Annotated in this window: 24 protein-coding genes; 11 read left to right on the top strand and 13 right to left on the bottom strand. The window is 62.2% G+C overall.

Annotation, left to right across the window (positions count from 1 at the left end; all coding sequences use genetic code 11):
* Positions 1-31 precede the first annotated feature (31 nt).
* The 8 genes from ACUIAI_RS05100 to ACUIAI_RS05065 all read left to right on the top strand — a co-directional run bounded on the left by ACUIAI_RS05100 (position 32) and on the right by ACUIAI_RS05065 (position 9863).
* Positions 32-2335 carry a primosomal protein N' gene (locus ACUIAI_RS05100; RefSeq protein ID WP_445341742.1) on the top strand — a complete coding sequence of 768 codons (2304 nt, stop codon included), beginning with the start codon at positions 32-34 and terminating at the stop codon, positions 2333-2335.
* Between the two features lie 101 nt (positions 2336-2436).
* Entirely contained in the window at positions 2437-3141 is a 705-nt protein-coding gene (locus ACUIAI_RS05095; protein WP_445341741.1) for an HAD family hydrolase, read from the top strand.
* 45 nt (positions 3142-3186) lie between these two features.
* On the top strand, positions 3187-4161 hold the full coding sequence (gene fmt / locus ACUIAI_RS05090; RefSeq protein WP_445341740.1) for a methionyl-tRNA formyltransferase: 975 nt from the start codon (positions 3187-3189) through the stop codon (positions 4159-4161).
* Positions 4162-4227: 66 nt separating this feature from the next.
* Positions 4228-5772: a proteasome ATPase gene (gene arc / locus ACUIAI_RS05085; RefSeq protein WP_445341739.1), complete on the top strand. Its 1545-nt coding sequence runs from the start codon at positions 4228-4230 to the stop codon at positions 5770-5772.
* Positions 5769-7277: a depupylase/deamidase Dop gene (gene dop, locus ACUIAI_RS05080; protein ID WP_445341738.1), complete on the top strand. Its 1509-nt coding sequence runs from the start codon at positions 5769-5771 to the stop codon at positions 7275-7277. The genes arc and dop overlap by 4 nt, the downstream gene beginning before the upstream one ends.
* A 90-nt stretch (positions 7278-7367) precedes the next feature.
* Complete coding sequence (locus ACUIAI_RS05075) at positions 7368-8204, top strand: inositol monophosphatase family protein (protein ID WP_045935548.1); 837 nt, start codon at positions 7368-7370, stop codon at positions 8202-8204.
* Positions 8205-8228: 24 nt separating this feature from the next.
* The gene (locus ACUIAI_RS05070) at positions 8229-8432 is read left to right on the top strand and encodes a ubiquitin-like protein Pup (RefSeq protein ID WP_445341737.1); all 204 of its coding nucleotides are present in this window, start codon (positions 8229-8231) and stop codon (positions 8430-8432) included.
* A 3-nt stretch (positions 8433-8435) separates the two neighbouring features.
* Positions 8436-9863, top strand: a complete 1428-nt coding sequence (locus ACUIAI_RS05065) for a proteasome accessory factor PafA2 family protein (RefSeq protein WP_445341736.1) — start codon at positions 8436-8438, stop codon at positions 9861-9863.
* Positions 9864-9961: 98 nt separating this feature from the next.
* Here the strand turns inward: ACUIAI_RS05065 and ACUIAI_RS05060 are convergent, their stop codons facing one another.
* The 12 genes from ACUIAI_RS05060 to ACUIAI_RS05005 all read right to left on the bottom strand — a co-directional run bounded on the left by ACUIAI_RS05060 (position 9962) and on the right by ACUIAI_RS05005 (position 22367).
* Positions 9962-10249, bottom strand: coding sequence for an HU family DNA-binding protein (locus ACUIAI_RS05060; protein ID WP_015022121.1), 288 nt, complete (start codon positions 10247-10249; stop codon positions 9962-9964).
* Between the two features lie 169 nt (positions 10250-10418).
* Positions 10419-12890: a lysylphosphatidylglycerol synthase transmembrane domain-containing protein gene (locus ACUIAI_RS05055; protein WP_445341735.1), complete on the bottom strand. Its 2472-nt coding sequence runs from the start codon at positions 12888-12890 to the stop codon at positions 10419-10421.
* Between the two features lie 2 nt (positions 12891-12892).
* Entirely contained in the window at positions 12893-14338 is a 1446-nt protein-coding gene (gene purB, locus ACUIAI_RS05050; protein ID WP_445341734.1) for an adenylosuccinate lyase, read from the bottom strand.
* Between the two features lie 72 nt (positions 14339-14410).
* Positions 14411-15838, bottom strand: coding sequence for an esterase/lipase family protein (locus ACUIAI_RS05045; RefSeq protein ID WP_445341733.1), 1428 nt, complete (start codon positions 15836-15838; stop codon positions 14411-14413).
* Positions 15835-16161: a hypothetical protein gene (locus tag ACUIAI_RS05040; protein ID WP_445341732.1), complete on the bottom strand. Its 327-nt coding sequence runs from the start codon at positions 16159-16161 to the stop codon at positions 15835-15837. Before ACUIAI_RS05040 ends, ACUIAI_RS05045 begins: the two co-directional genes overlap by 4 nt.
* Before the next feature lie 208 nt (positions 16162-16369).
* Positions 16370-16921, bottom strand: coding sequence for a DUF6466 family protein (locus tag ACUIAI_RS05035; protein WP_445341731.1), 552 nt, complete (start codon positions 16919-16921; stop codon positions 16370-16372).
* Positions 16918-17949: a vWA domain-containing protein gene (locus ACUIAI_RS05030; protein ID WP_445341730.1), complete on the bottom strand. Its 1032-nt coding sequence runs from the start codon at positions 17947-17949 to the stop codon at positions 16918-16920. Before ACUIAI_RS05030 ends, ACUIAI_RS05035 begins: the two co-directional genes overlap by 4 nt.
* A complete protein-coding gene (locus ACUIAI_RS05025) occupies positions 17946-19022 on the bottom strand; it encodes a vWA domain-containing protein (protein WP_445341729.1) in 1077 nt (358 codons plus the stop codon). The genes ACUIAI_RS05030 and ACUIAI_RS05025 overlap by 4 nt, the downstream gene beginning before the upstream one ends.
* Complete coding sequence (locus ACUIAI_RS05020) at positions 19019-19552, bottom strand: hypothetical protein (protein ID WP_254477285.1); 534 nt, start codon at positions 19550-19552, stop codon at positions 19019-19021. Before ACUIAI_RS05020 ends, ACUIAI_RS05025 begins: the two co-directional genes overlap by 4 nt.
* On the bottom strand, positions 19549-20481 hold the full coding sequence (locus ACUIAI_RS05015; RefSeq protein WP_445341728.1) for a DUF58 domain-containing protein: 933 nt from the start codon (positions 20479-20481) through the stop codon (positions 19549-19551). Before ACUIAI_RS05015 ends, ACUIAI_RS05020 begins: the two co-directional genes overlap by 4 nt.
* Positions 20478-21533, bottom strand: a complete 1056-nt coding sequence (locus ACUIAI_RS05010; RefSeq protein WP_438820759.1) for an AAA family ATPase — start codon at positions 21531-21533, stop codon at positions 20478-20480. The genes ACUIAI_RS05015 and ACUIAI_RS05010 overlap by 4 nt, the downstream gene beginning before the upstream one ends.
* A gap of 45 nt (positions 21534-21578) precedes the next feature.
* Entirely contained in the window at positions 21579-22367 is a 789-nt protein-coding gene (locus ACUIAI_RS05005; RefSeq protein WP_445341727.1) for a uracil-DNA glycosylase, read from the bottom strand.
* 150 nt (positions 22368-22517) lie between these two features.
* On the opposite strand from ACUIAI_RS05005, the gene ACUIAI_RS05000 reads away from it, so the two are divergent.
* The 3 genes from ACUIAI_RS05000 to groL all read left to right on the top strand — a co-directional run bounded on the left by ACUIAI_RS05000 (position 22518) and on the right by groL (position 25472).
* On the top strand, positions 22518-23162 hold the full coding sequence (locus tag ACUIAI_RS05000; RefSeq protein WP_110413150.1) for a LytR C-terminal domain-containing protein: 645 nt from the start codon (positions 22518-22520) through the stop codon (positions 23160-23162).
* 167 nt (positions 23163-23329) lie between these two features.
* Complete coding sequence (locus ACUIAI_RS04995) at positions 23330-23533, top strand: cold-shock protein (RefSeq protein WP_015022108.1); 204 nt, start codon at positions 23330-23332, stop codon at positions 23531-23533.
* A gap of 319 nt (positions 23534-23852) precedes the next feature.
* On the top strand, positions 23853-25472 hold the full coding sequence (gene groL, locus ACUIAI_RS04990; RefSeq protein WP_015022107.1) for a chaperonin GroEL: 1620 nt from the start codon (positions 23853-23855) through the stop codon (positions 25470-25472).
* 207 nt (positions 25473-25679) lie between these two features.
* On the opposite strand, the gene ACUIAI_RS04985 is transcribed toward groL, so the two are convergent.
* Positions 25680-25973: a WXG100 family type VII secretion target gene (locus ACUIAI_RS04985; RefSeq protein WP_254477290.1), complete on the bottom strand. Its 294-nt coding sequence runs from the start codon at positions 25971-25973 to the stop codon at positions 25680-25682.
* Positions 25974-26007: the final 34 nt, after the last annotated feature.

The raw sequence follows: 26007 nt of genomic DNA, 5'->3' as shown, positions 1-26007 counted from the left end.
TCTCTTAATCGTGAAAGCGAGAGGATCAGCCATGGATTCGCAGGCCGTCAGTCAGCCCGCCCTGGACGGTCTTGCCCCGCGTCGTCGTACGAGTAGCAGTCGAAAGAGGCCCCCGCGCCGACCAGCCGATGAACTCCCCGTGGCACGGGTGGTGTTGGATGTTCAGGCTACTCATCTGGGCGGGACCTTCGATTATCTGGTGGACGCTGACCAGGCCGATCATGCACAGCCGGGATGTCTGGTTCGCGTTCGATTCGGGGCGCGCAGGGTCAATGGCATCATCTGGGAACGCGTCTCAGACAGCCAGGTTCCCCGCGCATCCTTACGCTATCTGGAGCGGGTGGTGTTGGATCGCAGCCTGATCTCACCTTCTTTGCGCGCGGACATCACTGCTATCGCCAGAGCCTATGGGGGTACTGAAGCCAACATTCTGCGTCTGGCCCTGCCCCCTCGCGTCGCCCGGATCGACAAGGAGCAGCAGCTGGTTCCCGGTCAACCCCGGTTGGCATCCGACCCCAGCTGGGTGGCCGGGCTGGCCCAGCGGCAGAAGGACCTGAAACAAAGACTTGATCCGGGCTATCAGGGGCTGGAGAAATTGGATCAGTCGCTGGAAGAGGATGCCTTCGCTGCTTTTCTGACTGACATTCTGCCCGGCATGGACCAGGCCGCCCTGTTGGCTGCCAGGGTATTGATTGGCGCACTGCTTGCCGGCCGAGCGGCGGTTATGGTGCTGCCGGGCACCCGTCAGGTGGCTCACCTGTCTGCAGTTCTCCAGCAGCTGGGACTGCGTCCCTTTGGACCTTCTGTCTCAGCAGGTCCGGGCCAACAGGAGGCACGCGGCTGGTCCGGTGATTTCGCCATTCTGGACAGCGGCATGGCTCCCGCCGAGCGCTACAGGGCCTATCTTGCTCTGGCTTCCGGTCAGGTCCGTTGCGCCATCGGGCTGCGGGCCGCCATGTACGCGCCGGTGGAGGGTCCTGCCCTCTTCGCTCTTATGGATGATGCCAGTTACCAGTACGCCGACGGGATGATGCCATACGCTAACGCCCGCGGAGTGTTGAGATTGCGAGCGCGTGTCCACGGCGGTGTCTTCCTGGCCATGGCCCGTGCCAGAAGCGTGCGTTCCCACTGGGAGAGTCTGCCCGAGGCCAGTGAGGCGAACTCTGGTGTGACTGGTCCAGGCACCGCCTTGACGCTTGATCGGTCTGCTGTGACGACCCTGCTTCCTTGGATTCGCTGGCTGAACCGGGAGGAACTGAGCCATATGGCCGACCCGACCGTGGGCGCCCGGGTTCCGCATACCGCCGTCGCCGTTATAAACAAAGCCTTGGAGCGTGGACCGGTTCTGCTGTCCATCCCTCAGGACGGCATATTCGAAAGCCTGAGTTGCGCTCGCTGCCATCATCAGGCTCGTTGCCCGCGCTGTACCGGACCCCTGCGGGCACGGCGGCCTGGCGCGCCCCGATGCGCCTGGTGCGGTGCTGCGGCTACGGACTGGTCCTGTCCGGATTGCGGGGGTTCACGGCTTCGGGTGGTCAGGGTAGGCGCCGCTGGGACGGCGCAGGAGCTGCGCATGCTCTTCAGAAATGTGCCCATCGTCATCTCTTCGCCCAGTCAGCCCCGCGGGGTGGTAGAGAGCGTGCGGGATCGTCCCAGTCTGGTCATTGCCACTCCAGGCGCCGAGCCAAGGGTGGTCGGCTCGGGCGTCGATGGCAACAAAGCGGATACAGACGATCCTGATCTGCCCCGGCTGTCGCGAGGATACCGGGCCGTAGCCATTCTGGACGCCTGGACCAGCCTGTATGCCCCTGGCATCGATGCGCGCATGGACACCCTGGGAGCTTGGATGCGCGTGGCATCCTTCTGTCGCTCCCGGGCCCAGGGAGGCCAGGTGCTCCTGCTGGGGGAGTGCGATCCCCAGCTGGCCCAGGCGCTGATGACCTGGCAGGGACCGGTGCTCGCCGCCGCCGATTTGGAGGACCGTCGGCTGACTGCCATGCCCCCTGCGGTCGGCATGGCTGCGATCTGGGGTGAAAGGGAGGCCGTCGTCTGGATGCTTGACGCAGTCGGTATCGCGCCGGGTCAGGAGGCTGTCACAGATGCCGGCACTGAACCTGTTCCTGCCCTGCTTGGGCCTGTGCCCATACCTGCGCCCTCCACGCTGAAAGCCGGCTATCTGGAGGGAACCCAGGACAGGGTCCGAGCCTTGGTTCGGGTACCCACCAGCCGCCGGGACAAGCTGGCTGAGGATCTCAAGCAGGCTCAGGCCAAGTACGTGGCCGGTCGCGGGCGAGGAGAGCTGCGCTTCCGGATGGATCCCAAGGATCTGACCTGATTGTCGCTTCAGGCGGATATGTACAGGGTCTATGCGGCGTGGTTTCATGAGGGGGCGCAGGCAGAGGCGCATATGGACGAATTCACGAAAGGCGGAAAGTCATGAAGGGATGGCCGGGCGAGATCCGGGTTGAGGCAGATGTGATCAAGGCTGAGCAGGAAGCGGCTCAGGCCCAAGGTCAACCCATTGAACAGGTCATCTTTGACTTCGGCAACGTCCTGATTCGTTGGCAGCCCGAGATGGCCATGGTGGCCCGATACGGGCGCAGGAGCGTCGAAGCCATGCTGGACGACAGCCGTTCCGGCTTCTACCGGGCCAACAACATGATGGACGGCGGAGCCACCTGCGCCCAGGCTCGTGACTGGGTGGCCGCCAACTGCGGAGCACCCTGGGATGCCATGTTCGAGTACTACTGTGACCACTTCGTCGATTCACTGACCGGCCCTGTGCCCGGTGCCCGCATGCTGGTGGAGGATCTGAAGGCGGCAGGCCTGGGTGTCTGGGGGTTGACCAACTGGAGTGCCGAGCTCTTCCACCACGCCTGGGACGGCGACTCCTTCCTGCATGGGCTGGACGGGGTGGTGGTCTCCGGGCCCATCCACATGCTCAAGCCCGACCCGGCCATCTACCGATATGCCCTGGACCAGTTCGGAATCCAGGCAGACAGGACCCTCTTCGTGGATGACAAGGGTATGAATGTAGTCGGTGCAAACAAGGCCGGCATCCGCAGCCTAAGATTCAGTGACCCCTACGGGCTGCGTACCGCCCTGATCGAGGCAGGAGTGAACATTCCTCAGGTGCAGTAAAAGTGTAGTGGTCCAAAGCCGTCAGATGAAAAGGAGATTGCCGATATGGTCATGACATTGCTGTTTGCGGGCACGCCCCAGGTCGCCTTGCCATCTCTGAGATTGCTGGCGGCCGACCAGGAGCATTTCCGGGTTGCTGCCGTGCTTACCAGGCCCGACGCTCCCCAGGGGCGTGGAAGGCATCTGCATCCCAGTCCGGTCAAGGCTGAAGCCCTGAAGCTGGGGATTCCCGTTCTCGAGAACAACCCAACCGATCCGGATTTTCCGGCGCGGCTGCAGGAAACGGGTGCCAGCTGTGCGGCCGTCGTGGCTTACGGACGGATCCTGCGTCAGCCGGTCTTGGATGCCTTTGAAGGTGGTTGGTATAACCTGCATTTTTCTCTGCTGCCGCAGTGGCGGGGGGCAGCGCCGGTCCAGCGGGCCATCTGGGCCGGGGATACCATCACTGGCGCCACGGTCTTCAGGCTGACGGCTGGCATGGATGAAGGGCCCATCCTGGCTCAGTCCACGGTGGAGATTGGACCGCACGAGACCTCGGGCGAGCTGCTGGATCGGCTGGCCGAGGATGGATCCCACCTGCTGGCTGCCAGCCTGGAGGCTCTTGCTGAAGGACGGGTTCAACCCAAGGAGCAGACGCAGGGCGCCTATCAAGTGGCCGCCAAAATCACCCACCAGGATGCTCGCATGCGTTTCGATGTGCCCGTCTTTGCCCTGGATCGGCAGGTTCGAGCATGCAGCCCAGAGCCCGGAGCTTGGTGTCTGTATCGGCAAGGCGATGACCCGCAGGGCAAGCAGACAGGGCTGACCGTGCTCAGGGCGACACCAGCCCGAGGGGACGAGCCCGGGCTTCCTGAGCATCTGGAGCCTGGGCAGCTCGCCATGGACCGTCGCCACCTCTGGGTGGGCACCAAGACCCTGCCCCTGGAGCTGCAGATGGTCAAGGCTGCCGGCAAGCGTGCCATGAAGGCTATGGACTGGGCCCGTGGAGCTCGTTTGGAAGAGGGAGCCCGCTGCAGCTGAGTCCTTCCGCTCGGCTGGCTGTCCAGGCCGAGCGAGAATTCCAGGGACGGACGAAGGAGAGAAGCCATGCAGGCCGATGATGTAAATGACCAGGATCCGGCCGGGGATCGGCGCAACCGGGCCCTGGCTGCGGCGCTTACCAGGGCTGCCAAGGAGCTGGCCAAGGCCAAGAGCCAGTTGGCCCAGCTGGGCCAGCCGCCCTTGACGGTTGCCCTGGCCTTGGGTGTCGATACTGTCGCCTATGACAGCCAGGGGGTGCAGCAGGCCCGCCTGCTGATTCTGAACGGTTCCAGGCGGATGGTGGTGCCTCTGGCGCCTGATGTTCGCGCCGAACGGATCAGGGCCGGTCAGGAGGTTCTGCTCAACGCCGATATGGTGGTGGTGCGTGTGGGCGATCAGCCGGTGACTGGGCAGGTCCGCACGCTGCGGGAGACCTTGGAATCCGGTGCCCTGCTGGTGGAAGACCCCTCCGGGCAGACCCGTGTCGTTGCACGTGCAGGATCTCTGCAGGACCAGCCTATCGAGGCGGGCAGTGCCTTGCTCATGGACGAAAGCTGTTCAATGGCCCTGGCTGTTCTGCCTGAGTCGGACCAATCCGACATGCTGCTGGAGGAGACTCCTGACGTGGACTTCTCTGATATTGGCGGCTTGGACAGGCAGATTGAGCGTATCCGTGATGCTGTCCAGCTGCCCTTCCAGCATGCCGATCTGATGCGTCGTTACGGGCTTCAGGCCCCCAAGGGTGTTCTGCTCTATGGGCCGCCCGGCAATGGCAAGACCATGATTGCCAAGGCCCTGGCCCGCGCCCTGGCTCAGGAGAGCGATGGCCACGGGGTCTTTCTGTCGGTCAAGGGCCCCGAGGTGCTCAACAAGTTCGTGGGCGAGTCCGAACGGCTGATCCGCCGTCTCTTCGCCCGGGCCCGCAGCCTGGCAGGCCAGGGTGGACCAGTGGTGGTCTTTATCGACGAGATGGATGCCCTGTTGCGCACTCGGGGGTCAGGCATCTCATCGGATGTGGAGACCACCATCGTCCCCCAGTTCCTGACCGAGCTGGACGGTGTCGAGTCCCTGGACCAGGTCATGGTTATTGGCGCCTCCAACCGCATCGACATGATCGACCCAGCGGTTCTGCGCCCAGGACGGTTGGATGTCAAGATCCGCATCGATCGTCCCGACAGGACCAGGTCGGCCGCCATTCTGGGCAAGTATCTGGGCTCAGACATGCCCATGGAGGATGATGCCGGGCCGGAGGAGCTAATTCAGGTGCTGGTCGAAGGACTCTTCGCCCGGGATGGTGACCACCTGCTGGGCAAGATCATGGATGCCACGGGCCGCTGGCAGCCCCTCTACCTGGAGTCTGTGGTCTCCGGCGCCATGCTGCATAATCTGGTTGACCGGGTCAAGACCATGGCGGTCAAGGCCTCCATCGAGCAGCATTGCCAGGTGGGTCTTGACTGTGGGCTCTGCTTGAGGGCGGTCCGTGGGCAGTATGAGGACACTCTGGAGGAGCTTCGCGGCCAGGACCCGGACCGGTGGGCCAATCTGGCCGGACTGCGCCCAGGGCAGGTCCAGGAGGTTCGTCCTGTCGACGGGCCAGGGGAGCGGTCATGAATGCCGGGCGGGTTATGGGCACCGAGACTGAGTACGCCATTGCCGACCCCCAGGATCCCGGCGCTGATCCACGTGCTCTTGCCCTGCGTCTGGTAAGGGCCGCAGCCCAGCCGGACCTGGCCCACATCCGCTGGGACTACGGGGGTGAGGATCCGGTCAATGATGCCAGGGGAGGTCGGCTGCCGCGTTCCGCTGCCGCTTCGAGCATGCTCACCGATGCGCCCGGTGCCCGGCTGATCGATGTGGCAGCTCCCAACGGTGCACGGATTTACGTGGATCATGCCCATCCCGAGTATGCCTCGGCCGAAACAGTGAATGCCTTCGATGCGCTGGTTCAGGACCGCGCGGGTGACCGGATGATGGCCCAGGCCGCAGAAAAGGCTGGAGGCTTGGCCATCTATAAGAACAATGTGGACGGCAAGGGTGCCGCCTGGGGATCGCATGAGAACTATTTGATGGATAGGGCGGTGCCCTTCGCCAGAGTAGCAGCCCTGATGACCATTCATTTCGTCACCCGGCAGATCTACACCGGTTCGGGCAGAGTGGGTCTGGGACCCAGGAGCGAGGAGGCCGGCTTCCAGCTCAGCCAGCGCGCCGACTATCTGACCAGCCGCATTGGACTGCAGACCACCTTCGGGCGGCCAATCATCAATACCAGGGACGAGTCGCATGCAGGGCCGGACAGTCGCCGTCTCCATGTAATTGTGGGCGATGCCAACCGTCTGGATGCGCCCCTGGTCCTCAAGCTGGGGACCACCGATCTGCTGCTGGGGCTCCTGGAGTCCGAGGGCGATTCGACCCGTCAGATCGATAAGCTGTTGGACCGCTGGACTCTGGATGATCCGGTGTCTGCACTGCACGCGGTTTCCCGTGATGTCACTTTGGCCAAGCCGCTTGCGCTGGCAAACGGAGGATGTGCCGATGCGCTGACCATCCAAAAGGCACTGCTGGATGCGGCCCGCCAGACCAGACGGGATGCCGACCGGCCAGGTTGTGCCGACAATCGGGTTTTGAACCTTTGGGACCAGGTGCTCAAGGATCTGGCTGTGGTGCGTTCGGGCGACGACGAGGCCCGTTTGGCTATGCACGATCAGGCAGGAAGATTGGAATGGCTGCTCAAATGGCAGCTCTTGGAGCGCCTGCGCCGCCGCCGGGCCATGCCGGACTGGTCGGATTCCCGTCTGGCGGCCCTGGATTTGGCCTGGGCACGGGTGGATCCTGGCCGTGATTTGCCCTGGCGACTCAGAGGATCCATCCTGCGACTGGCGGATCCCGACCAGATCGCCAGGGCCATGGATCAGGGGCCGGAACAGACCCGGGCCTGGTGCCGTTCCCAGCTGCTCCACCGCTGCCCTGATGCGGTCAGGGCCGTCTCTTGGAGTCGTGTCATTCTGGAGGAGCAGGGGCCGGAGGGAGAGCCTGGGACCAGGGTTGTGGATCTGTCCGATCCGCTGAGTCACACACGGTCTTCCTGCCGGGACGACCGCGACATATACTGCTCATAGCGCAGAAAATAGTCCGATATCCGACCGGACGACCACCGGTGGACCACGGTCGGCAATGCCTCGACCACCCGTTTGAAAGAGAAGAGAAGTATGGAATTGCGCGATTTGGCCATGCAGGCCGCCACCATTGCCGTGGAGGCCGGCCGTCATGCCCTTCAGGACCAGATCAACCCTCACGATCCCCGCTCTACCTCAGCCATCGGCCAGGGCACCCAGTTCTCGCCAGGCATTGATACGCGTCTGATTCGCTACTGCCGAACCAAGATCGCCGCCCTGGACCCCATGGACGGCTTCTGGGAGGAGGAGGCCGGCAACCGCCGTCCTGGCGGCCGCTACTGGTGTCTGGGCCACATCGACGGCCCGGTCAACTATGTGCGCAACATGGCCGAATGGACGCTTACCATTTCTCTGTTCGCCGTGGACGAGAAAGGCCACGCTTCGCCGGTTCTGGGCATCGTGCATGCACCGGTCCTGGGCCTGACCTATCTGGCCGCCAAGGGCCAGGGCGCCATCAGGATCCGACGGACCATCGTGGGCGACAAGCGGGAGAAGATCATCCCCTCCACGATGACCACCCTGACCGGATCAGTAATCAGCTTCGGCATGTCCTACTTCCCCAACGAGTCCGAAAAGGTCCTGCAGATCGTCTCGCGCATGGCCGGCAAGCCTGCCGACATCAAGCGCGTCGGTCCGGTCTCGCTGGACCTGTGCCGGGTGGCGGACGGCAGCTACGACGCCTACTTCGAACCGGCCTTGCACTCCTGGGACATCCCTGCCGTCTCTGCAGCGGCTGTCGTGGTCCGGGAGGCCAAGGGCACCCTCTGGCGCTGGGACGGCGGGCATGTGCGTTGGGAGGGCAGCAACGACGTGGTGGCCACCAACGGGCTCATCGCGGAGGATTTGAACACGTATCTGAGCGGGCGCTGATCCGCGCCGGGAAGGAGAGCGACCATGGCTGAGGCATCCCAGCAGGGGCGGCGCATGACAGCCGGGCAGCAGCAGGGGCAGGAAGAGGATCTGCCGCAGACCGGGGCCCATGAACAGGGCCAGGCGGCAGAGTCCGACCTGGATGCCGTCTTGGATGACATCGAGACCACCCTGGAGACCAATGCCAAGGAGTACGTGGAGGGCTTCGTCCAGAAGGGCGGCCAGTGATCCATGGCGGACCGGCAGGGGACTGACTCGGACTTTCGCAGGATATTCGGCATCGAGACCGAGTATGGGCTGAGCTTGACCGGCACCAGTGGCCCATACGCCGCCGGAAGGGTGGCCATGGCTATGTTCCGCCCTCTGATTGAGAAGCACGGATCGACCAACATCTATCTGCCCAACGGCGCCCGGCTCTACCTGGATGTGGGCTCCCACCCGGAGTATGCCACGGCAGAGGCCCGTGATCCACTGACGGCCCTGACTCAAGTGCTGGCCGGGGAGCGGATAATGACCGACCTTGCTGAGCGAGCCCGGAAGTACCTGTCGGAGAACCTGGGCAGGCCTGTAAAGGTTCATGTATTTGCCAACAATTTGGACGCTCAGGGCCACGCTTTCGGTTGCCATGAGAATTACCTGCTGGACCGTAGGGTCCCCTTGGACATGATCGGAGCTTGCCTGGTTCCCTTTCTTGTCACACGGCAGCTGATCACCGGGGCGGGTCGTCTGAGCCCCGATGGGTTCCAGCTCAGCCAGCGGGCCGACTTTCTTGACGAAGCGGTCTCCTCGGCCACCACCCGTGCCCGTCCCATGGTCAATACCCGTGACGAGCCTCTGGCCGATCCCGAACGATGGCGGCGTTTGCATGTGATCGTAGGGGATACCAACCGGTCGCCGCAGGCTACCTGGTTCAAGATGGCCAGTACCCACCTGGTCCTCAACCTGATTGAGCAAGCCTGCCGCCAAGACCGCCGGCCAGACCTGGCCGACTGGGCCCTGGCTGATCCCGGTGCAGCCGTCCGAGCCGTCAGCCGGGATCGGACCGGCCGGGTCATCCTGGAGCTGGAGGCTTCGACGAAGACCGCCGGCGTCAGCGCTCTTGGTCTGCAAGAGGCCTACTGGTCAGCCTGCAAGGCCTTGGTGGACCAGCAGGAGGATATTGGCATCGACCGGTCCCAGGCTCTGCGTGCCCTGCAACTTTGGAGGGTGGCCTTGGATGCGCTGGACGCGGGGCGTTGGCAGGACCTGGCTGACTGGGTGGATTGGGCTGCCAAGCTGCGGCTGCTTCAAGGCCTGAGTCGACGTGGCGCCGGGCGGGATCTGGCCGAGGCTCTGGACTTGGACTATCACGATTTGAGTGCGGGAAGATCCTACCCTGGCCTGATCAGTCATGGACTCATGCGCTCACCGGTCGACGGCTTACAGATACGCCGCGCCATGGATCAACCTCCACAGGATACCCGGGCCCGTCTGCGTGGCGACTTTGTCCGTGCCGCAGACCGAGGAACACGCACATGGTCATGTGACTGGAGTCACCTGGTCCTGGGTGGTTCTCGCCGAGTCGAGGTGGACCTGCCCGACCCCTTCGACCATATGGGCCCGTCTCGATATCATTCCTTGATGGACTTTCTGGGGGGTGCCTCAAAGCCTCGTGCCTAGGATCTTGTTTGCACCGCCGGACGTCCTTTGAGCCTGATGTAACAAGAAGGGCCCCCCATCCGTGGACGGATGCCGGGGCCCTTATAGAAAGGCTGATTTCACTTCTTGTTGGTGACGGCCTTCTTCAGCAGCGAGCCGGCAGAGATACGCACGCCATAGCTGGCCGGAATCTTGATGGTCTCACCGGTGCGGGGGTTGCGGCCGGTGCGAGCGGCACGCTTGACACGCTCGGCCGAGAACAGACCGGTCAGCTTCAGACCCTCACCGGACTTCATGGCCTCGACGAAGACATCCTGGAAGGCGTTGACAGCAGCTTCCGCCTGAGCCTTGGTCAGGTTGGACTTCTGCGCAATCTTCGAAACGAGATCCGACTTGTTGTATGCCATAGAACATCCTTCTTTCGGGGGCCTCCCATTGCTTGATTTGGGGAAAGCCCAACGGTCAATGACTGATATTAGCGCAGATTAGGCCCAAACACCGCATTTTCCGGGGGTTTCCGACATTTCACCACGCGATTTTTGAGGCCGTCGGGATTGGGTCTGTTCGAGGAGCTCTTCAGATGCGATTGTGGTTGCTCAGCCAGCGCATGGCCAGGGCTCCCAGCGGGATGCGTAGCCAGTAGGTGGCCACTCGGAAGACCAGAGTGGCCGAGATGGCCACGCCCGAGGGAACTCCAGCCAGACGGAAGGCGGAGAAGAGCACCGCCTCAATGGCCCCCAGGCCGCCGGGAGTGGGAACAGCCGAGCCTAGCGTGTTGGCCAGGAGGAAAACGAAGGTGGTCTCGAAAACGTTGGTCTTGCAGCCGAAGGCCATCAGGGCGGCCCAGAAACTCATGCCCAGGGCGGCTGACTGCAGTACGGCCCCAAGCACGGCCACCACCAGCTGCCTGGGCTGAGTCAGAATCTCTACAAGGTGGCGGGCGTAGGAGGCCACGATGGGCATCAGCCGCTCCATGACCAACCGCCTTGTGTAAGGCACGGCCATGATCAGGGCCGCGATGATGGCTAACGTTCCGATGACGATGACCAGGGTGTTGGTGGGGATCATACCGGATAGGGTGTTGCGGCCGGTGAACAGCCCGATGACGATCAACAGGCAGAAGGTGGTCGCGAATTGGACGGCCACCACAGCGCTCATGATGGCCGTGGCCATGGTGTTGTCATAACCGTCCCGCCGCAGGAACTGCAGGTTGACGAAGGCCGGTCCTACCCCCGCGGGCATGGAGACCGAGGTGAACGAGGATGCGACCTGGGACAGGAAGATGCCCCTGAAGTCGCGCTTGGCAGGGTCGATGAAGACTCCCAGAGTGATGGCGCAGCCCACCCAGGACAGCGACCCCAGCAGGAAGGAGAGCCCGGCCATCCATGGGTTGGCGTTGCGGACGGCACTGATGACCTGGGGCAGGTTGAACTGGGTGACGATGACCACCACAGCTATTACCAACAGGGCCAGGGCCACGAAGCTGCGCAGGCTGAAACGCGAGAGGGTCACCTGGCCGGTCTCCGCCACCGACTCGGGAGGAGCCAGGGCCCGCAACTGTTTGCGCAGGTCAGTCAGAATCTGTCGATCCCAGCCGGGCAGGGCCTGGGTCTGTGAGGGAATGGCCACCATCTGGCAGAAGGGCGATAGGCTCACCAGGGTCTTGACCCCCCAGGAGACACGGGCGGCCTCGATGGCTTGATCTACACCGATCAGCGTGGCAATCAAGGCCAGAAGCTGGATCCGGTCCAGGGCGATGTTGGCCTGTGAGCTGGCGCTGTCGCCGTTCTCCCAGCCGGCAATGACCATGGAGCCTGACTGGTCCATGGCCAGAGTCTCGGGCCGGATGCGGCGGTGTGTAAAGCCGCGCTCGTTGGCTCGGCGGAGGTAGTCCATGAGCTGCTTGGCCTGGTCCGTGTCCAGGGTTCCGGGTTCCAGGGGCCGAAGGTAGACGTCATCCTCCAGGACCAGAATTGAGGATTCGGCGCTCTCCGCCAGGCCGTAGGGGTGCAGGGCGATCAGCCCCAGGTCCCGCAGTTCAGTCAGCATGGCCATGTGGTGTTGCATGGAGTTTCTGACCGACCGGTCCCGGCGCATGGAGACTCCGGACAGCTTGATCCACTGCCAGAGCTGCATCAGATAACCCATGGTGTGCAGCTGGCCGTCCATGACCGACACCGTATAGGTGCGGCCATCCCTGTCCTGGGCCCTGTAAATGCGGGAGGCTTCGATAAGGTCGTCGTCGAGGGCGGGTAGGGGCTGGCCATCGGCATCCAGACTGGGATCCTGACGTTCCAGCCTGGCGGCATGGATGCCAATGGATGCTATGGCCTGTACCACTCCCTGCCCCCAGGCGCCCTTGTTCTGCGTGCCCGCCAGGTATCGGACGACCATGCCCATGATTCGTCCCAGAATTAGCGAGACCAGGACACCGCTGGCCGAATTGGAGGATATGGCGACCATGATGACGGCCACGATGTATAGAGCGTTCCATCCCCATTTGACCGAGCTGCGCAGGCGACGGGGTCCGGCTGCGCTCAGGAAAGCTGCCAGACCGGCATAGAAGTCAGGCAGCAGAACAGGCGATCCTATGGCGTTCTGCGAACTGAATGAGGCGATCAGGGTGGGGTTGCCCGCTTTCAGGATCAGGTTGGAGGTCAGCATGACCAGCCCGAACCCTAAGAACATGGCCAAGGGGGCAGTGATGGCCTGGACCCACTCCCTGTTGACCAGCAGGTGGATAAGCACGGCCAGGACCACGGTCACCGTAACTGCCTGCTGCAGGAAGGCGGTGGGTACGTCCATGAGCCAGTCCATGGCATTGCCGGCCTGGCGCATGTCGGACTCGACCCCTGCGGCTATGCCTTTCAAGTAGATGGCTGCCAGGGTGACAAGAATTCCCAGGATCAGAGCTGCCAGGGCTCGAAGCAGGTCCTCGGCATCATGGACCCGTTGGGGCGGGGTGTCCCGGATGACGACCTGGGCTGGCTGTACAGGGTCGGCGGAATCGGTGTCCTCGGGAGTAATGGTCGACTGGGACGGGGTCATGGTCAGTCGCGATCGAAGTCCACCAAGGTTCCGGCTGCGCCTGTGTAGGTTGCCGGCGTCAAGGCCTTGAGCCGACTTGCCGTGTCCTGGTCCAGGTCAAGGCCATTGATGAAGTTCTCGACATCCTCCCGGCCGATCCTCTTGCCCCGCATCAGCTCTTTGACCTGCTCATAGGGATGATCCATGCCTGTACGTCCAGCCAATCCAGCGGCCCGCATGGCCGTCTGTATGGGCTCGCCCAGGACCTCCCAGTTACTGTCCAGCTCGCGGGCCATCAGGGCCTTGTCAGGGTGGATGGTCTGCAGGCCGCTGTCCAGGTTGTCCAGAGCCAGCATGCTGTAGCCCAGGGCCGAACCGATGTTGCGCTGGGTGGTGGAGTCGGTCAGGTCCCGCTGCCAGCGGGTTTCGGTCAGGGTGGTGGCCAGGGTGTCCAGCAGGGCTCCTGAGATCTCCAGATTGGCTTCGGCGTTCTCGAAGCGTATGGGGTTGACCTTGTGGGGCATGGTGCTGGACCCTGTTGCGCCTTTGACGGGTTCCTGGGCGAAAACACCGCGGGAGATGTACATCCAGACATCCACGGCCAGGTTATGCAGGATCCGGCCCAGGTGAGCGATGTTGCTGAAGAGCTCGGCCTGCCAGTCGTGGGACTCGATCTGGGTGGTCAGCGGGTTCCAGACCAGGCCCATCCGCTCCACGATGAAGGTTCGGGTCAGATCGATCCAATCCACCTGCGGCAGGGCGGCCAGATGGGCGCCAAAGGTTCCAGTGGCGCCATTCATCTTGCCCATGTAGTCCTGATTGCGGATCCGGTCCAACTGCCGGTGCAGTCTGTGGACGTAGACCGCCATCTCCTTGCCTAGGGTAGTGGGTGTGGCCGGCTGACCATGGGTCAGGGCGAGCATGGGCAAATCCCGGTATTGTTCAGCCATGGTGGCCAGATGGTCCTCGATCCGGGTGGCCTTGGGGAGCCAGACCTGTTCGACCCCGCCTCGGATGCAGCGGGCATAGGCTAGGTTGTTGATGTCCTCGCTGGTGCAGGCGAAATGGACCAGGGGTGTCAGCCTCGGCAGTTGGGACTCGGGGCCAAGTGCTGTGGCTGCTGCCTCCAGACGACGGTCGATGTAGTATTCCACAGCTTTGACATCATGGTGGGTTTGGGCTTCGATGCCCGCCAGTTCGGTGATGCCGTCGGCATCGAACTCCTCGGGTATGGCTCGTAGGTGGGCCTGTTCTGCCTCGGTCAGAGGCTCTACGCCCGGTAGAACCGGGTGCTGGCCATTGCCCTGGTAGCCGTTGGCCAGCATGATCATCCATTCGACCTCGACCCGCATGCGCTCGCGGTTCAAGGCAGGTTCGCTCAGGTATTCCACCAGATCGGCCGTTTGTCTGCGGTAACGTCCGTCCAGGGGATTGAGGGGGATGACTGGGGTGATTCGGCTCAGGTTCATGCCTCCAGCCTAGACGACCGGGTCAACCAGCAGGAACCGGCATGGGCACTCCTGGTGGCGCGCGTGTCCCGCTCATTGCCGCAGCCTGCCTCGGTAGTAGTGAGTCTCCTGCAGATCGCCCTCGATGGTATGGGCGAAATGTTCATCCTGACGTTGTACTGCTGGTGAATTCTGATCCAGGGCATCGGCCCAGGCCGCCTGCTGGTAGGCCATACCGTGGGTGGATTCCTTGCCGGGTCCGGCAGTGGTCACTGTCCGGCCAGTCTGGTTGCCACCTGGAGGGGGAGGTCCGCCCGCTCTTCCCCTGACTGTCAGCTGGTTGGGTCGGGAGGAGTTGTCGGCTCCATCAAGGCTGGAGACCAGTTCTTCGCGCATCTCCACGCTGGTGACCCAGGTGTCTGATCCTATATGGCGATGGGCAATGGGCGATCCGACGGTCACGATGTGATCAAAGCGGTAGCGGTCCGAAAGATCCGAGGCCATGGTGGCGGCCACGATGCCGCCCTGGGAATGGCCCACCAGGCTGACCGGATCGTGCGGGCGCACCCCTGCATCCTGCATGGCCTGGTCTACTAGACGCAGGGAGGCCGCCCTGTCGCGCACTGAAGCCTTGTCACTCATGAGCTGGATGTTCTGGGCCCATCCGATGGGGGAGTCCAGATGGGAGCTGGTGCCGGGTATGTAGACCAGCCAGTGGTCTTTGCCATCGGCCTTTCGATAGCGCTGTATGGCGATGGTGGAGTAGGGAATGCCGTCCCTGCAGGATCCCAGGGTCTCCAGGTTGTGCAGAGCACCGGCTATGTCATTGGTCTCGCCCAATCCTTTGCCACTTGGTTGAACAGGGTCCATCGAAATCCGGTCACCCTGAAAATGAGTAAGTATCAGAGGCATCAGCAGGCCGGGGCCGGTGACCAATCCGCCAATGGGATCATGATGGTCCGAGGAAAGGCCGGATGCAACGGCGGTCAGCAGGGGCTGTTGGATGCTGGCCGTAGTTTCCAGAAATTCCTGGAGTTGCGATGCATCCAGGTGATCGGTCAGTTTGGCTACACCCAGGCCCAAGCCGATGGATCCCAGCATGAACGGGGCAATAGGCTGAAAGACGGTCAAGGCCTTGGACATCAGGGAGTTCATCAGCCTATCCATGAATGATTCAGCCTGCGAATACAGCCCATAGGCCTTGGTCAGCTTGTCGGCCACAGACTGGAGCTGGGTGCGCAGATCTGTGCAGGCTTGGGCCTGGTTATTGCAGAAGGTCACCATCAGATCTAGGGGCAGATGGGCATGATCCGGCAGCGGCATGGAAGCCTGGGCACAGGGGAGAGTCGGCAGTCCCGGCATGGTTCTGCGGATGGCCTGATTGGTCAGAACCCATTGGGACTGCAAGGTGGCCAGGGCACCACCTGCCTGGTTGAGTCGGTCTGCCATGCCGGTCAGATGGTCCAGTTCGGTGCGTGTATAGCCATTGGCATCGGGGGCAGCGGTTATCGTCCGCTTCATGGCCGACTCTCTTGATCAATCAGGCTCAGGGTACGCCCTGCTTGGTTGCGCTGATCCTGGCAGAGGGCATCCATGGCCCGCACCTGGGCCCGATAGGCTTCAGCGGCCCGCCCTTGCCAGTCGACCCTCAGAGCCTGGTCGGCTAATTCACTCAGATGGACCAGAGTGGCTCGCGACTGCCGGGCCATGTCGGACAGCAAGGTCCGACAGCGGGCTGCCCGTGCATGACAGGGGCAGGATCCAGCTGAGTCCGGGTCAGCCAGGTAGGAGGGTTGTTCCAGGAAGGGGCTCAGGGCGGGCAGTGATGAGGATGACCTATACATGCCTCTACTACAACATGGCGATCCTCCTGAAATGATCCCCATGGGGCCATGTGGTCGAATGAGGTCCGATCCATCTGACCGTGGACGGATTTACCACTAATTCTTGATTCTGTCAGTCAGATGGCTGAGAGAGGTTCGTCTGCATGAGGATTGATTTGCATGAAAGGAGGCGTTGGAACGACTCATGTGAAAGGCTGTGTGCGGTCGGTCACCAGGGTTTGACGTTCTTCCCCTGACCCTTATTGTCACTCGCCTGGCCTGACGGCGTGGGGGAGGCAGACGGTTGACTCTGCTGCTGGTTGCGCCTGAGCAGATCCTCCACCTCGGCTTCCTGCTGCTTGGTCAGCCCTGAGGGGGAACTCTTGTTGGATCCGTTCTGTCTGTCCTGGACCTTATTGGCTTTCTGTTTCTTGAGCAGACGCTCCGTGCGGCTGGTCAGCGCAGCGTTGGCAGCTCGGTTGGCCTCGGCAGCATGTCTGGTCTGTGGCAGAATCAGGGGTCCAGGCCGATCGACCTGGGCGAAGAGATGCTCGGCCTGGTCCTGCAGCGCCTTGATGGCGGCCGGATCGGCCTGAGGGTTTTGGGCCTGTCGAACGTTGGTGCTCAGCGTGCGCGTGCCCTCGTTATAGGTGGCGACGGCTTTGACGTTGATTAAGCCCCAGGCTCCGGCCAGGGCTGCAACCAAAGCCAAGCCAGCCAGAATCAGGCGCATTCGCAGGCGGCGGCCGCTTCTTGGGCCTTGCTGGGACTTCCTACTCATAGCAGTCTCCTCGAAGTATGGATCCAGAGCCCCGCCTCAATCAGGATCAGGACCAGCTCCACCAGTGCCAGCGGCCAGACCAGCGGGGTGACGTGTTGACGGACTTGGTCGACCTTGGTCACCCGGTAGCGCTTGGAAGCCGCAGCCGTACTCCCCTCACGCAAGGTTGTCCCCTTTGCCAATGCCTGATAGTGGCCGCTCATCTCGTCGGCCATGGCCTTGAGGGTTTTCGGATCCATGGCGGAGATGCCCGGCTGGCCGGTCTTTGCGTCCGTCACCCAGCCGCCGGCATCGTTTCCACCGACATCGGAGCTCAAGGGCACCATGCCGCCTTTGGTTGAGCCGGTTCCCAGCACAAAGGCATCGTCCAGCCCTTCCCTGAGGACACTGAAGGATCGTCGTTCACCAGGCGCGGTCTGTTCGCCATCGCTGATCAGGTAGAGCAGGATTCGGTCGTCGGGATGCCGGTCCTTGGTCTGTTTCAAGACCAGGCTCAGGCGATCCAGCGGAGCGTCCAGGCTGGAGCCGGATGATCGGGATGTGGGCTCTGTAACCAACCCCCTGGCCCAGTTGTCCACAGCCCGCACGTCTGGGGTCAGCGGCAGATCGACACTGGCCGAAGCGCCGAAACTCAGGGCCGAGAAAGAGGCATCGGGGTAGGCGCGTGTCAGGTCGTGGACGGCTGCCCGGGCCGCATCCAGCCGGCTCATTCCTTCCTGGTTGCCATATCCAGCATCCTTGACCGCCATGGATCCGGTTACGTCAACGGCAATGAAGACATCAGTGGCATTGATGGCTTTATTGGTAGTCTTGCTGACCGTGCTGGGAGTCAGGACCATGAGGGCCAGGATCAGAACCATGGCGGTGCGCCTGATCAGGGCCCAGCGATCGGCATCCGTATCCTGCCCTTTGCGTCTTAGTCCATGGATGACCAGCGCGATGGCCAGGAGCAGCAGCAGACCCGCCAGAAGGCCGCCGGCCACCCAGCCCAGGGCAGGCTCAAAGGTCAGGGACTTGAGTATGTTCATCGCTTCAGCCTCCAGGCCAGGAGCAGATATCCCGATAGCGCTAGGGCCAGGATCAAGGTCCACCAGCCAGGTGCATCCACCAGGCTGGACTGCTCTTGTTGACGTGGGTCGGCTCCGTGCCGGTGCTCAATCTGGCGGACCAGCGCGTTGATGGAATTGCCGTCCTGCCGTCGGAGAAAGATGCCGCCCCGCGCTTCGATCAGCCGCTGCATCTGCCGGGTGCTTTCATCTTTGGTGCCCTGGTCCGGTCCCGAATAGAGACCGTCCACCGCGATTCCTGCGGCCGAGGTCAGCTTGAGCGCTTCCTCCAGGGTGTATGTGGGTTTGCCGGAGACCACGTTATCGGTGGCCAGTACCAGGGAGCTCGATCGTTGGTCGGCCTTTGCCGGTCCGCTCTGGTCCCTGGGTGCGAATTGCGGCAGGAGTGCAGCGCAGCCCACCAGCCCGTCACCGATCAAGGATGTGGTGTCCCGGCGGTTCTGCGTACCCTCCAGCCAGTCGCTGATGTCCTGGTACTGTCGTCCGCTCATGGCATCGATGCGATCCTGGGACTGCACCCCATCCAGGATCCGCCGCGCCTTGCTCAATTCGGCTGTGATCATGTCATAGTCGTCAGTCAGGGGGAAAACTGTGCGCGAGGTGGAGTTGAATATGCTCAGAGCCATGCGTTCGCCTCGGAAGTTGCGGACCAGATCAAGGTAGGAGGCGATAACCTGCCGGTCGTAGGGCAGGGTGGATCCGGATACATCTAGGCATAGAACAATATCGCGGTTATGGCCTTGTTCCAACGTCCGATCGACCCGGGCGGGCCTTGCAGCAAGGCTCAGAGCCATCAGCAGGGCCAGAGAGAGCAGGACTGCAGCGCAACGGTTTAATCGCCGCCAGCGCCGCAGGGCCTCATGGCCTTCCTCGGTGTCCAGGTCGCTGTTCAAGGTCCAGACCCGGGCTCCCGGTTCCTGATCCGGCTTGCGACGACGTGCCATATAGTAAGCCAGCAGGCCAAACGCCAGGGCCAGGACCAAGGCCAGAATCGGCAGCCAGGGCCACCTCCAGGACAGATTGCCTATGCTCATCGCGGCCACCGTTCGATCAGATCCCGTACCCAGTCTGCTGCCTGATTCACCGTGGCGTCGGTTCCTGTGCTGTCCCGGGGGAGGGCAAATTCAGGCGGGTAAAGGGCATCTATGGTCTGCCGAAGCAGGTCAAGGCCCTGCCGGGTGCTCGGCGTGCGGGGCTGAGCCTTGATTTCAGCTAGAGTCTTGGCTTTCATATCGCTGTTCCAGGAGCGTGAGGCGAATCCACGAGCGATGGTGGCCAGTGCCGTCATGGCTTGGTCGCGGTCCAGACGGCCACTGTCGTAATGGGCCACTACCTGATCAATCCGCTGACGCCATACATTGCGGGAGTCGGAGTTCGCATGGAACGTATGCTCCCCATGCTGACGACGGAACTTGGGCAGGAGAAGGGCCGTTGCGGCCAGGGCCAGGGTCAGTATGAAGGCGGTCGTCGTCAGAGCCAGCAGCCAGATGGGCTGGGTCATGGTGGGCATGACCTTGATTCGGACATGACTGGACGTAAGAGGAATCAGGACGACAGGATTCATGCCGCCATCACCGTCCGCTGCATGGGGATGCCCGGCCGGCCGGCTGAAAGCAGGTGGATGAACCTGTTGAACATGGCTGTGCTGGAGTCGGCCCGGATCAACGAGGCTCCGATTCTGGCCAGCTCACGGTTAAAGGCCTCGATCTGGTAGCGCCTGTGCAGGTCCACAGCCCGTGTCCCGTTCGCAGTGCGCAGGAAGGCCGGAATCTTCCGTCCGCTTGGCGCATCTGTCACCGAGCCTGTAGCGGGCTGCTGGCGCATGGGATTCATGGTCTCCACTCCGATGAGATTCAAGGGGTGGGTGGTGGCCAACTGGCGGATGGAAGGTATCAGGTCAACGTTCAATGCCGACTGGTCGGTGGCGATGACCAGCATGGCCTGCCGGTCCTGGATGCCAGCGGCGTAGCCCAGCAGGGCTTCAAGGTTGCGTGGTTGATCCAACGGCGACTCCAGAGCTCGGTCCAGGGTCTGCTCGAATCGGGCGAGGCCACCCTGGCAGGGTATGCGGCGGATAGCAGTTGAATCGACCAGGACCAGGTCCACCTCATCGCTGCGGCGCAGGCAGAGGGAGGCGAACATACACAGGGCATTGGCGGCCACCTGGATGGCCTGCTCCCCGTCAGGACATGTTCCGGACATCTCTCGGCCGACATCCAGCAGCAACCAGACCTTGCTGGTGACCAGACGTTCGCGCTCCACCACCATGGGCCGACCCACACGTGCACTGGCGTGCCAGTCGATCATGCGGGTCTCATCTCCGAACTCATAGGCGCGTAAGTCAGCACGCTCATCTCCGCCGCCGCGACGGCCAGAGGAGTGCTCGCCTTCTAACAGACCTAAGGCCCTGCGTACCGTGGGCAGCCGCAGACTGGTGTCCAAGGACTCGATCCGTCTGCGGACCGGGTCGCGATACGGGCGTCGACGGCTCATGGCACTGGCACCCTGTCGACGATCTGGTCGATGATATCGTCGCTGCTGATGCCGTCGGCCTGGGCCTCAAAGGTCAAGAGGATCCGGTGGCGGAGCACCGAATGGGCCCAGTCTTTCAGATCCTCGGGAATCACGTAATCTCTGCCCGTCAGCAGGGCTCTGGCCTGGCCGATGCGCACCAGGGCGATGGAGGCGCGTGGACTGGCTCCCAGTCTCACCTGCTCGGCCAGCCCTTGGATGGGCCGCGAACCAGCACCCCTGCTGGTGGCTGCCAGATCGACTGCATATCGCATGATGGGCTGTGCCACGTGAACTTGCCGGGCTTTCTGCCTCAGGAAGTCCACATCGGCGATGGTCAGTGCGTCCCGATCGTCCTTGCCGGGCATGTCGGTGCCACGGGTGGTCAGCATCTGCAGCATGCGGGTCTCCTGGTCCGCATCGGGATAGGTCATGACTGCCTTGAGCATGAACCGGTCCATCTGGGCTTCGGGCAGGTTGTATGTGCCCTCTTCTTCGATGGGGTTCTGAGTGGCGATCACCATGAAGGGCTGGGGCAGGGCTATGCGTTCACCGCCGATAGTGGTCGCGCCTTCGGCCATGGCTTCCAGCATGGCCGACTGGGTCTTGGCGTTGGAGCGGTTGATCTCGTCCAAAAGGACGAAGTTGGCGTGAATTGGGCCCAGCTGTGTGGAGAAGCGCTGTGTGGAGAAGTCGTAGACCTGGGTGCCTACCAGATCCGAGGGCATCAGGTCGGGTGTGCACTGGATCCGTTTAAAGCTGCCGGAGACCGAGGTAGCCAGGGTCTGGGCGGCAGTGGTCTTGGCCAGACCGGGCACGGATTCAATCAGAATGTGTCCAGAGGCCACCAGCGTCAGGATCAGGGCCTCGCGCAGGTTCTCCTGACCTACCAGAGTCCTTGAAAAGCGGGTCCGGATCCGGTCGGCCAACTGACGGCAACGTTGCAGGTCATCCTGACTGATTGGCGGAACCTGCCGGTCCTGACTGGGCTGAACAGATGGGGACTGACTGGGTCGAGGTGGGAATAATGCCATAGCAGACATGGTAACGGCATTTCCTGACGACTCAGCCAGCAGGACTCAGGTCAGGGACCAGTCCACCGGCTGGGCGCCCATGGCCTCCAGTGCTTGGTTGGCCTTGGAGAATGGGCGGGATCCAAAGAAGCCATACCGGGCCGATAGGGGACTGGGATGCGGGGATTTGATAATGGCTGCGTTGGTCAGTAGGGGCTCTAGGCTCTGGGCCTGTCGCCCCCAAAGAATGGCCACCAGGGGGCGGACCTTGCCCTCCTCGTCGCGTCTGTCGTTCAGGGCACGGATGGCTGCGTCGGTGATCTCTTCCCAGCCCTTGTTCCGGTGGCTGGCCGGCTTACCAACCTGTACAGTCAGACAGCGGTTGAGCAGCATGACCCCTCGCCTGGTCCAAGGCGTCAGATCGCCATTGGAAGGCGCGGGCAGACCCAGGTCGGCGCTCAGCTCGGCGTAGATATTGCGCAGGGAGCCGGGGATGGGGCTGACTGCAGGGTCCACACAGAAACTCAGTCCCACCGGATGCCCGGGAGTCGGGTATGGATCCTGACCCACGATCAGGACCTTGATGGAGTCGAAGGGGATTGTGAAGGCGCGCAGAATGTTCTTGCTGGCAGGCAGATAGCGGTGGCCCTGGGCCAGCTCGGATCTGAGGAAGTCGCCCATCCGGTGAATGTTGGGTTCGACAGGTGCCAGCGCACGGGCCCAGCCGGGATCCACCAGGGCGCTCAGAGGTTTGCGGTGGGGCCGGCCCTGGCCTCCTGCTATGGTCGGAGGGTTGGTACCGGTTCGGTTCGTCGGCTCAGGGGAGGTTGCGGCAATAGGCTGGCTGCTGTTCATAAGGTCACTATATCGCTTGGTGATATGGGGCGATCATGACTGCTTCAGCCATTTCAGGGTTGGCGGAGGACGTTGAATGGTCGGTTGAATGTTGACCCGACAACGCATTACTTATAATGGTTCAGGATCCGGTGGAGCAGAGGAGAGTTCATGGCTAGCACGCGCGACAATGGGACGCAGGCGCGCCCTCAGGTTCATGATGCGTTCGACAACCCTCCCAAGGGGCCAGTCGGCGTACATCGCGGACCTCGTTCCCTGTCGATCAGGGTTCTGCCCTACCTGCTGGTGGTTGTCTTGGCGGTGCTGTGTGGTCTGGGTGTATGGGCTGCGGTCAGCGGTTCCCTGCCCTGGCAGCAGACGCATACTGAAGCCTCCCGGGTCATCAGCAGCCACCTGCCGAAGCGTTCAGCATCTTCTTCTGCTTCAAGCAGTGCGACCGCTACTGATCAAGCCTCCCAAGAACAAACTTCTGAGCCTTCCTCCCAGTCGCCTTCAGCGAGCGCTTCCAGCAGCAGCCCGGCTCCCGTGGTCAACCGGGGCACGCAGGTTACCGTCATCAATGGAACCAGGGCCAACGGGTATGCCGGCAAGAAGCGCCAGGTACTGGTCAATGCCGGTTACACTGCGGTCACGGCATCCAACCCGCAAGATGCACTGCCTGGCGTAAGCACGGTCCGCTACCGTGACGAGGCCGACAAGGCCACGGCCCAAGAGGTGGCCAACCTGCTGGGTATCACTCAGGTGGAACAGTCCTCTGTGGCTTCCGCTCCGGTGGAAGCCATCCTCATGCAGTGAGTCCGGTCAGCCGGACAGCGGGGAAATACGACGGCAAAACATTCAGAATTTCGGCTCGGCGTTTTGCAATTGCTTCATAAATAGGCCTAAACTGACCTTGCCGACCAGGCAGATGCGGTCAGTCTCGTATCTGTTGTGACGCGGCACCTATGTTAAGGAAGTTAGTTATGGCACAAGGCACTGTGAAATTCTTCAGCGCTGGCAAGGGTTACGGATTCATCAATCCTGACGATGGCGGCGAGGACGTGTTCGTGCACTACTCAGCCATTCAGTCCGATGGTTTCAAGACCCTTGATGAGGGAGATAAGGTCGAATATCAGGTGGAGCAGGGCCCCAAGGGTCTGCAGGCAACCAAGGTCACCAAGCTCTGATTGTCGTCTTCTGTATTCGTCATGGGGACCCCGGGTTATTCCGGGGTCCCTTTTTATGACTCCTTAGACCATAACCAGACGCTGAGCCAAGATTTTGCAGGATATGGATTGTCTGCAGACGCGGCCGATAAGTTAAGTCTGATATGACATACAGCCTGCAGCGTATTTTCCCTTCGGGTTGGCACTCGGCCCCAGCGAGTGCTAATCTGCTGAATTAGCACTCGAGGTGCGGGAGTGATAACACGATAGCTGACGATCGGGTTCCATTCCACGCCGACGGTGGGTTATAAAACCTCAAGCCATGACGGAGGAAGCAACAATGGCAAAAATCATCGAGTATGACGAGGAAGCTCGTCAGGGCATGCTTGCCGGCCTGGACAAGCTGGCCGACACGGTCAAGGTCACGCTGGGCCCCAAGGGCCGCAATGTGGTGCTGGACAAGTCCTACGGCGCACCGACCATCACCAACGATGGCGTCTCTATCGCTAAGGAGATCGACCTGGAGGATCCTTACGAGCGCATCGGCGCCGAGCTGGTCAAGGAAGTCGCCAAGAAGACTGACGATGTCGCAGGAGACGGCACCACCACTGCGACTGTGCTGGCCCAGGCCCTGGTGCATGAGGGTCTGAAGAACGTGGCCGCCGGGTCCAACCCCATCGCCCTGCGCCGCGGCATCGAGAAGGCTGCTGACGCCATCGTCAAGGAACTCGTGGCCCAGTCCAAGGAAGTCGAGACCAAGGACCAGATTGCTGCCACTGCCACCATTTCTGCAGGTGACCCCGAGATCGGCAATGAGATCGCCGAGGCTCTGGACAAGGTCGGCCAGGATGGCGTGGTTACTGTCGAGGACAATAACCGCTTCGGCCTGGACCTGGAGTTCACCGAGGGCATGCGTTTCGACAAGGGCTACATCGCTCCTTACTTCGTCACCAACAACGACGACCAGACCGCCGTTCTGGATGATCCCTACATTCTGCTGACCTCGGGCAAGGTCTCCAGCCAGCAGGACGTGGTTCACATCGCCGAGCTGGTCATGAAGACCGGCAAGCCCTTGCTGATCGTGGCCGAGGACGTGGACGGCGAGGCGCTGCCTACCCTGATCCTCAACAAGATCCGTGGCACCTTCAACTCCTGCGCTGTCAAGGCTCCTGGCTTCGGCGACCGCCGCAAGGCCATGCTGCAGGATATGGCCATCCTGACCGGCGCACAGGTCGTGTCCGATGAGCTCGGTCTCAAGCTGGACTCCATCGACATGAGCGTGCTGGGCACCGCGAAGAAGGTCATCGTCTCCAAGGACGAGACCACCATCGTTTCCGGCGGCGGTTCCAAGGATGAGGTCTCCGCCCGCGTGGGCCAGATTCGCACCGAGATCGAGAACACCGATTCCGACTATGATCGCGAGAAGCTGCAGGAGCGGCTGGCCAAGCTGGCCGGCGGTGTGGCCGTTATCAAGGTCGGTGCAGCCACCGAGGTCGAGGCCAAGGAGCGTAAGCACCGCATCGAGGATGCTGTCCGTAACGCCAAGGCCGCCATCGAAGAGGGCCTGCTGCCCGGAGGTGGCGTGGCTCTGGTTCAGGCCGCTGCCAAGGCTGAGAAGGATGTCAAGCTGGATGGCGACGAGTCCACCGGTGCCTCCATCGTCTTCCGCGCCATCGAGGCCCCTATCAAGCAGATCGCCGAGAACAGCGGTGTCTCTGGTGACGTGGTCATCAACAAGGTCCGTTCGCTGCCTGCTGGTCAGGGCTTCAACGCCGCCAATAACGAGTACCAGGACCTGCTGGAAGCAGGCGTGGCCGACCCCGTCAAGGTGACTCGTTCCGCGTTGCAGAACGCAGCCTCCATCGCCGGGCTCTTCCTGACCACCGAGGCTGTCGTGGCCAACAAGCCTGAGCCTCCGGCACCTGCCGCCGCTCAGCCCCAGGGCGACATGGGCTACTGATCCTTTAAGGTTCGGCCGGGCTTTCGGCTGAACCTAGTGATCGCCAAGGACGGGGGCCTGCGCACCGGGCAATGGTGCGCAGGCCCCCGTTTCTTTTATGGTCTGCTTTCGTTTATCGTCTGTTCTGTCTTTCCAGATGCTTGCCAGATCTGGGCCCGATATGCCATGGTCAAATAGCTTTGAGCTGCCAGCACATCGGTCCAGTGCTCAGGCTCCGGCGAAGAGGCGTGTGGCCTGGGCTTCTGTATCTGCATAGAGAGCCGAAGCTTGGGTTAAAGCCGCCTGGATGCCTTCAAGTGCCTGTTCCATCTGGGCTTGAGAGGCGCGCCACTGCTGGGCCACTGTGGCGAATTGGTTGGCCGCCGAGCCTTGCCAGACACTTTGGAGATTGTCCAGGTTGGTGTACATTCCCGCCACGGCATCTCTGATGGCCCCTATCGAGCCGCTGACTGCGCCGGAGGCGGTCTGTATCTGATCTGAATCAACTTGGAACCGTGTCATGGTTGTCCTTTCCGTGAATGGCGGTGATGGTGGG

The sequence above is a fragment of the Bifidobacterium sp. ESL0827 genome (assembly GCF_052606685.1).
Note: the sequence above shows the minus strand (reverse complement) of the source record. Positions and strands in the feature narration are given on the sequence as shown.

Bases quoted from the DNA above. Each gene is read 5' to 3' on its own strand.
- ACUIAI_RS05025 (WP_445341729.1), bottom strand. From the start codon at position 19,022: ATGAGCATAGGCAATCTGTCCTGGAGGTGGCCCTGGCTGCCGATTCTG.
- ACUIAI_RS05015 (WP_445341728.1), bottom strand. From the start codon at position 20,481: ATGAGCCGTCGACGCCCGTATCGCGACCCGGTCCGCAGACGGATCGAG.
- purB (WP_445341734.1), bottom strand. From the start codon at position 14,338: ATGAACCTGAGCCGAATCACCCCAGTCATCCCCCTCAATCCCCTGGAC.
- ACUIAI_RS05100 (WP_445341742.1), top strand. From the start codon at position 32: ATGGATTCGCAGGCCGTCAGTCAGCCCGCCCTGGACGGTCTTGCCCCG.
- dop (WP_445341738.1), top strand. From the start codon at position 5,769: ATGAATGCCGGGCGGGTTATGGGCACCGAGACTGAGTACGCCATTGCC.
- ACUIAI_RS05065 (WP_445341736.1), top strand. From the start codon at position 8,436: ATGGCGGACCGGCAGGGGACTGACTCGGACTTTCGCAGGATATTCGGC.
- ACUIAI_RS04985 (WP_254477290.1), bottom strand. From the start codon at position 25,973: ATGACACGGTTCCAAGTTGATTCAGATCAGATACAGACCGCCTCCGGC.
- ACUIAI_RS05005 (WP_445341727.1), bottom strand. From the start codon at position 22,367: ATGAACAGCAGCCAGCCTATTGCCGCAACCTCCCCTGAGCCGACGAAC.
- ACUIAI_RS05095 (WP_445341741.1), top strand. From the start codon at position 2,437: ATGAAGGGATGGCCGGGCGAGATCCGGGTTGAGGCAGATGTGATCAAG.
- ACUIAI_RS05075 (WP_045935548.1), top strand. From the start codon at position 7,368: ATGGAATTGCGCGATTTGGCCATGCAGGCCGCCACCATTGCCGTGGAG.
- arc (WP_445341739.1), top strand. From the start codon at position 4,228: ATGCAGGCCGATGATGTAAATGACCAGGATCCGGCCGGGGATCGGCGC.
- ACUIAI_RS05055 (WP_445341735.1), bottom strand. From the start codon at position 12,890: ATGACCCCGTCCCAGTCGACCATTACTCCCGAGGACACCGATTCCGCC.
- ACUIAI_RS05035 (WP_445341731.1), bottom strand. From the start codon at position 16,921: ATGAGTAGGAAGTCCCAGCAAGGCCCAAGAAGCGGCCGCCGCCTGCGA.
- ACUIAI_RS05010 (WP_438820759.1), bottom strand. From the start codon at position 21,533: ATGGCATTATTCCCACCTCGACCCAGTCAGTCCCCATCTGTTCAGCCC.
- fmt (WP_445341740.1), top strand. From the start codon at position 3,187: ATGGTCATGACATTGCTGTTTGCGGGCACGCCCCAGGTCGCCTTGCCA.
- ACUIAI_RS05045 (WP_445341733.1), bottom strand. From the start codon at position 15,838: ATGAAGCGGACGATAACCGCTGCCCCCGATGCCAATGGCTATACACGC.
- ACUIAI_RS05030 (WP_445341730.1), bottom strand. From the start codon at position 17,949: ATGAACATACTCAAGTCCCTGACCTTTGAGCCTGCCCTGGGCTGGGTG.
- ACUIAI_RS04995 (WP_015022108.1), top strand. From the start codon at position 23,330: ATGGCACAAGGCACTGTGAAATTCTTCAGCGCTGGCAAGGGTTACGGA.
- ACUIAI_RS05040 (WP_445341732.1), bottom strand. From the start codon at position 16,161: ATGTATAGGTCATCCTCATCACTGCCCGCCCTGAGCCCCTTCCTGGAA.
- groL (WP_015022107.1), top strand. From the start codon at position 23,853: ATGGCAAAAATCATCGAGTATGACGAGGAAGCTCGTCAGGGCATGCTT.
- ACUIAI_RS05060 (WP_015022121.1), bottom strand. From the start codon at position 10,249: ATGGCATACAACAAGTCGGATCTCGTTTCGAAGATTGCGCAGAAGTCC.
- ACUIAI_RS05000 (WP_110413150.1), top strand. From the start codon at position 22,518: ATGGCTAGCACGCGCGACAATGGGACGCAGGCGCGCCCTCAGGTTCAT.
- ACUIAI_RS05020 (WP_254477285.1), bottom strand. From the start codon at position 19,552: ATGAATCCTGTCGTCCTGATTCCTCTTACGTCCAGTCATGTCCGAATC.
- ACUIAI_RS05070 (WP_445341737.1), top strand. From the start codon at position 8,229: ATGGCTGAGGCATCCCAGCAGGGGCGGCGCATGACAGCCGGGCAGCAG.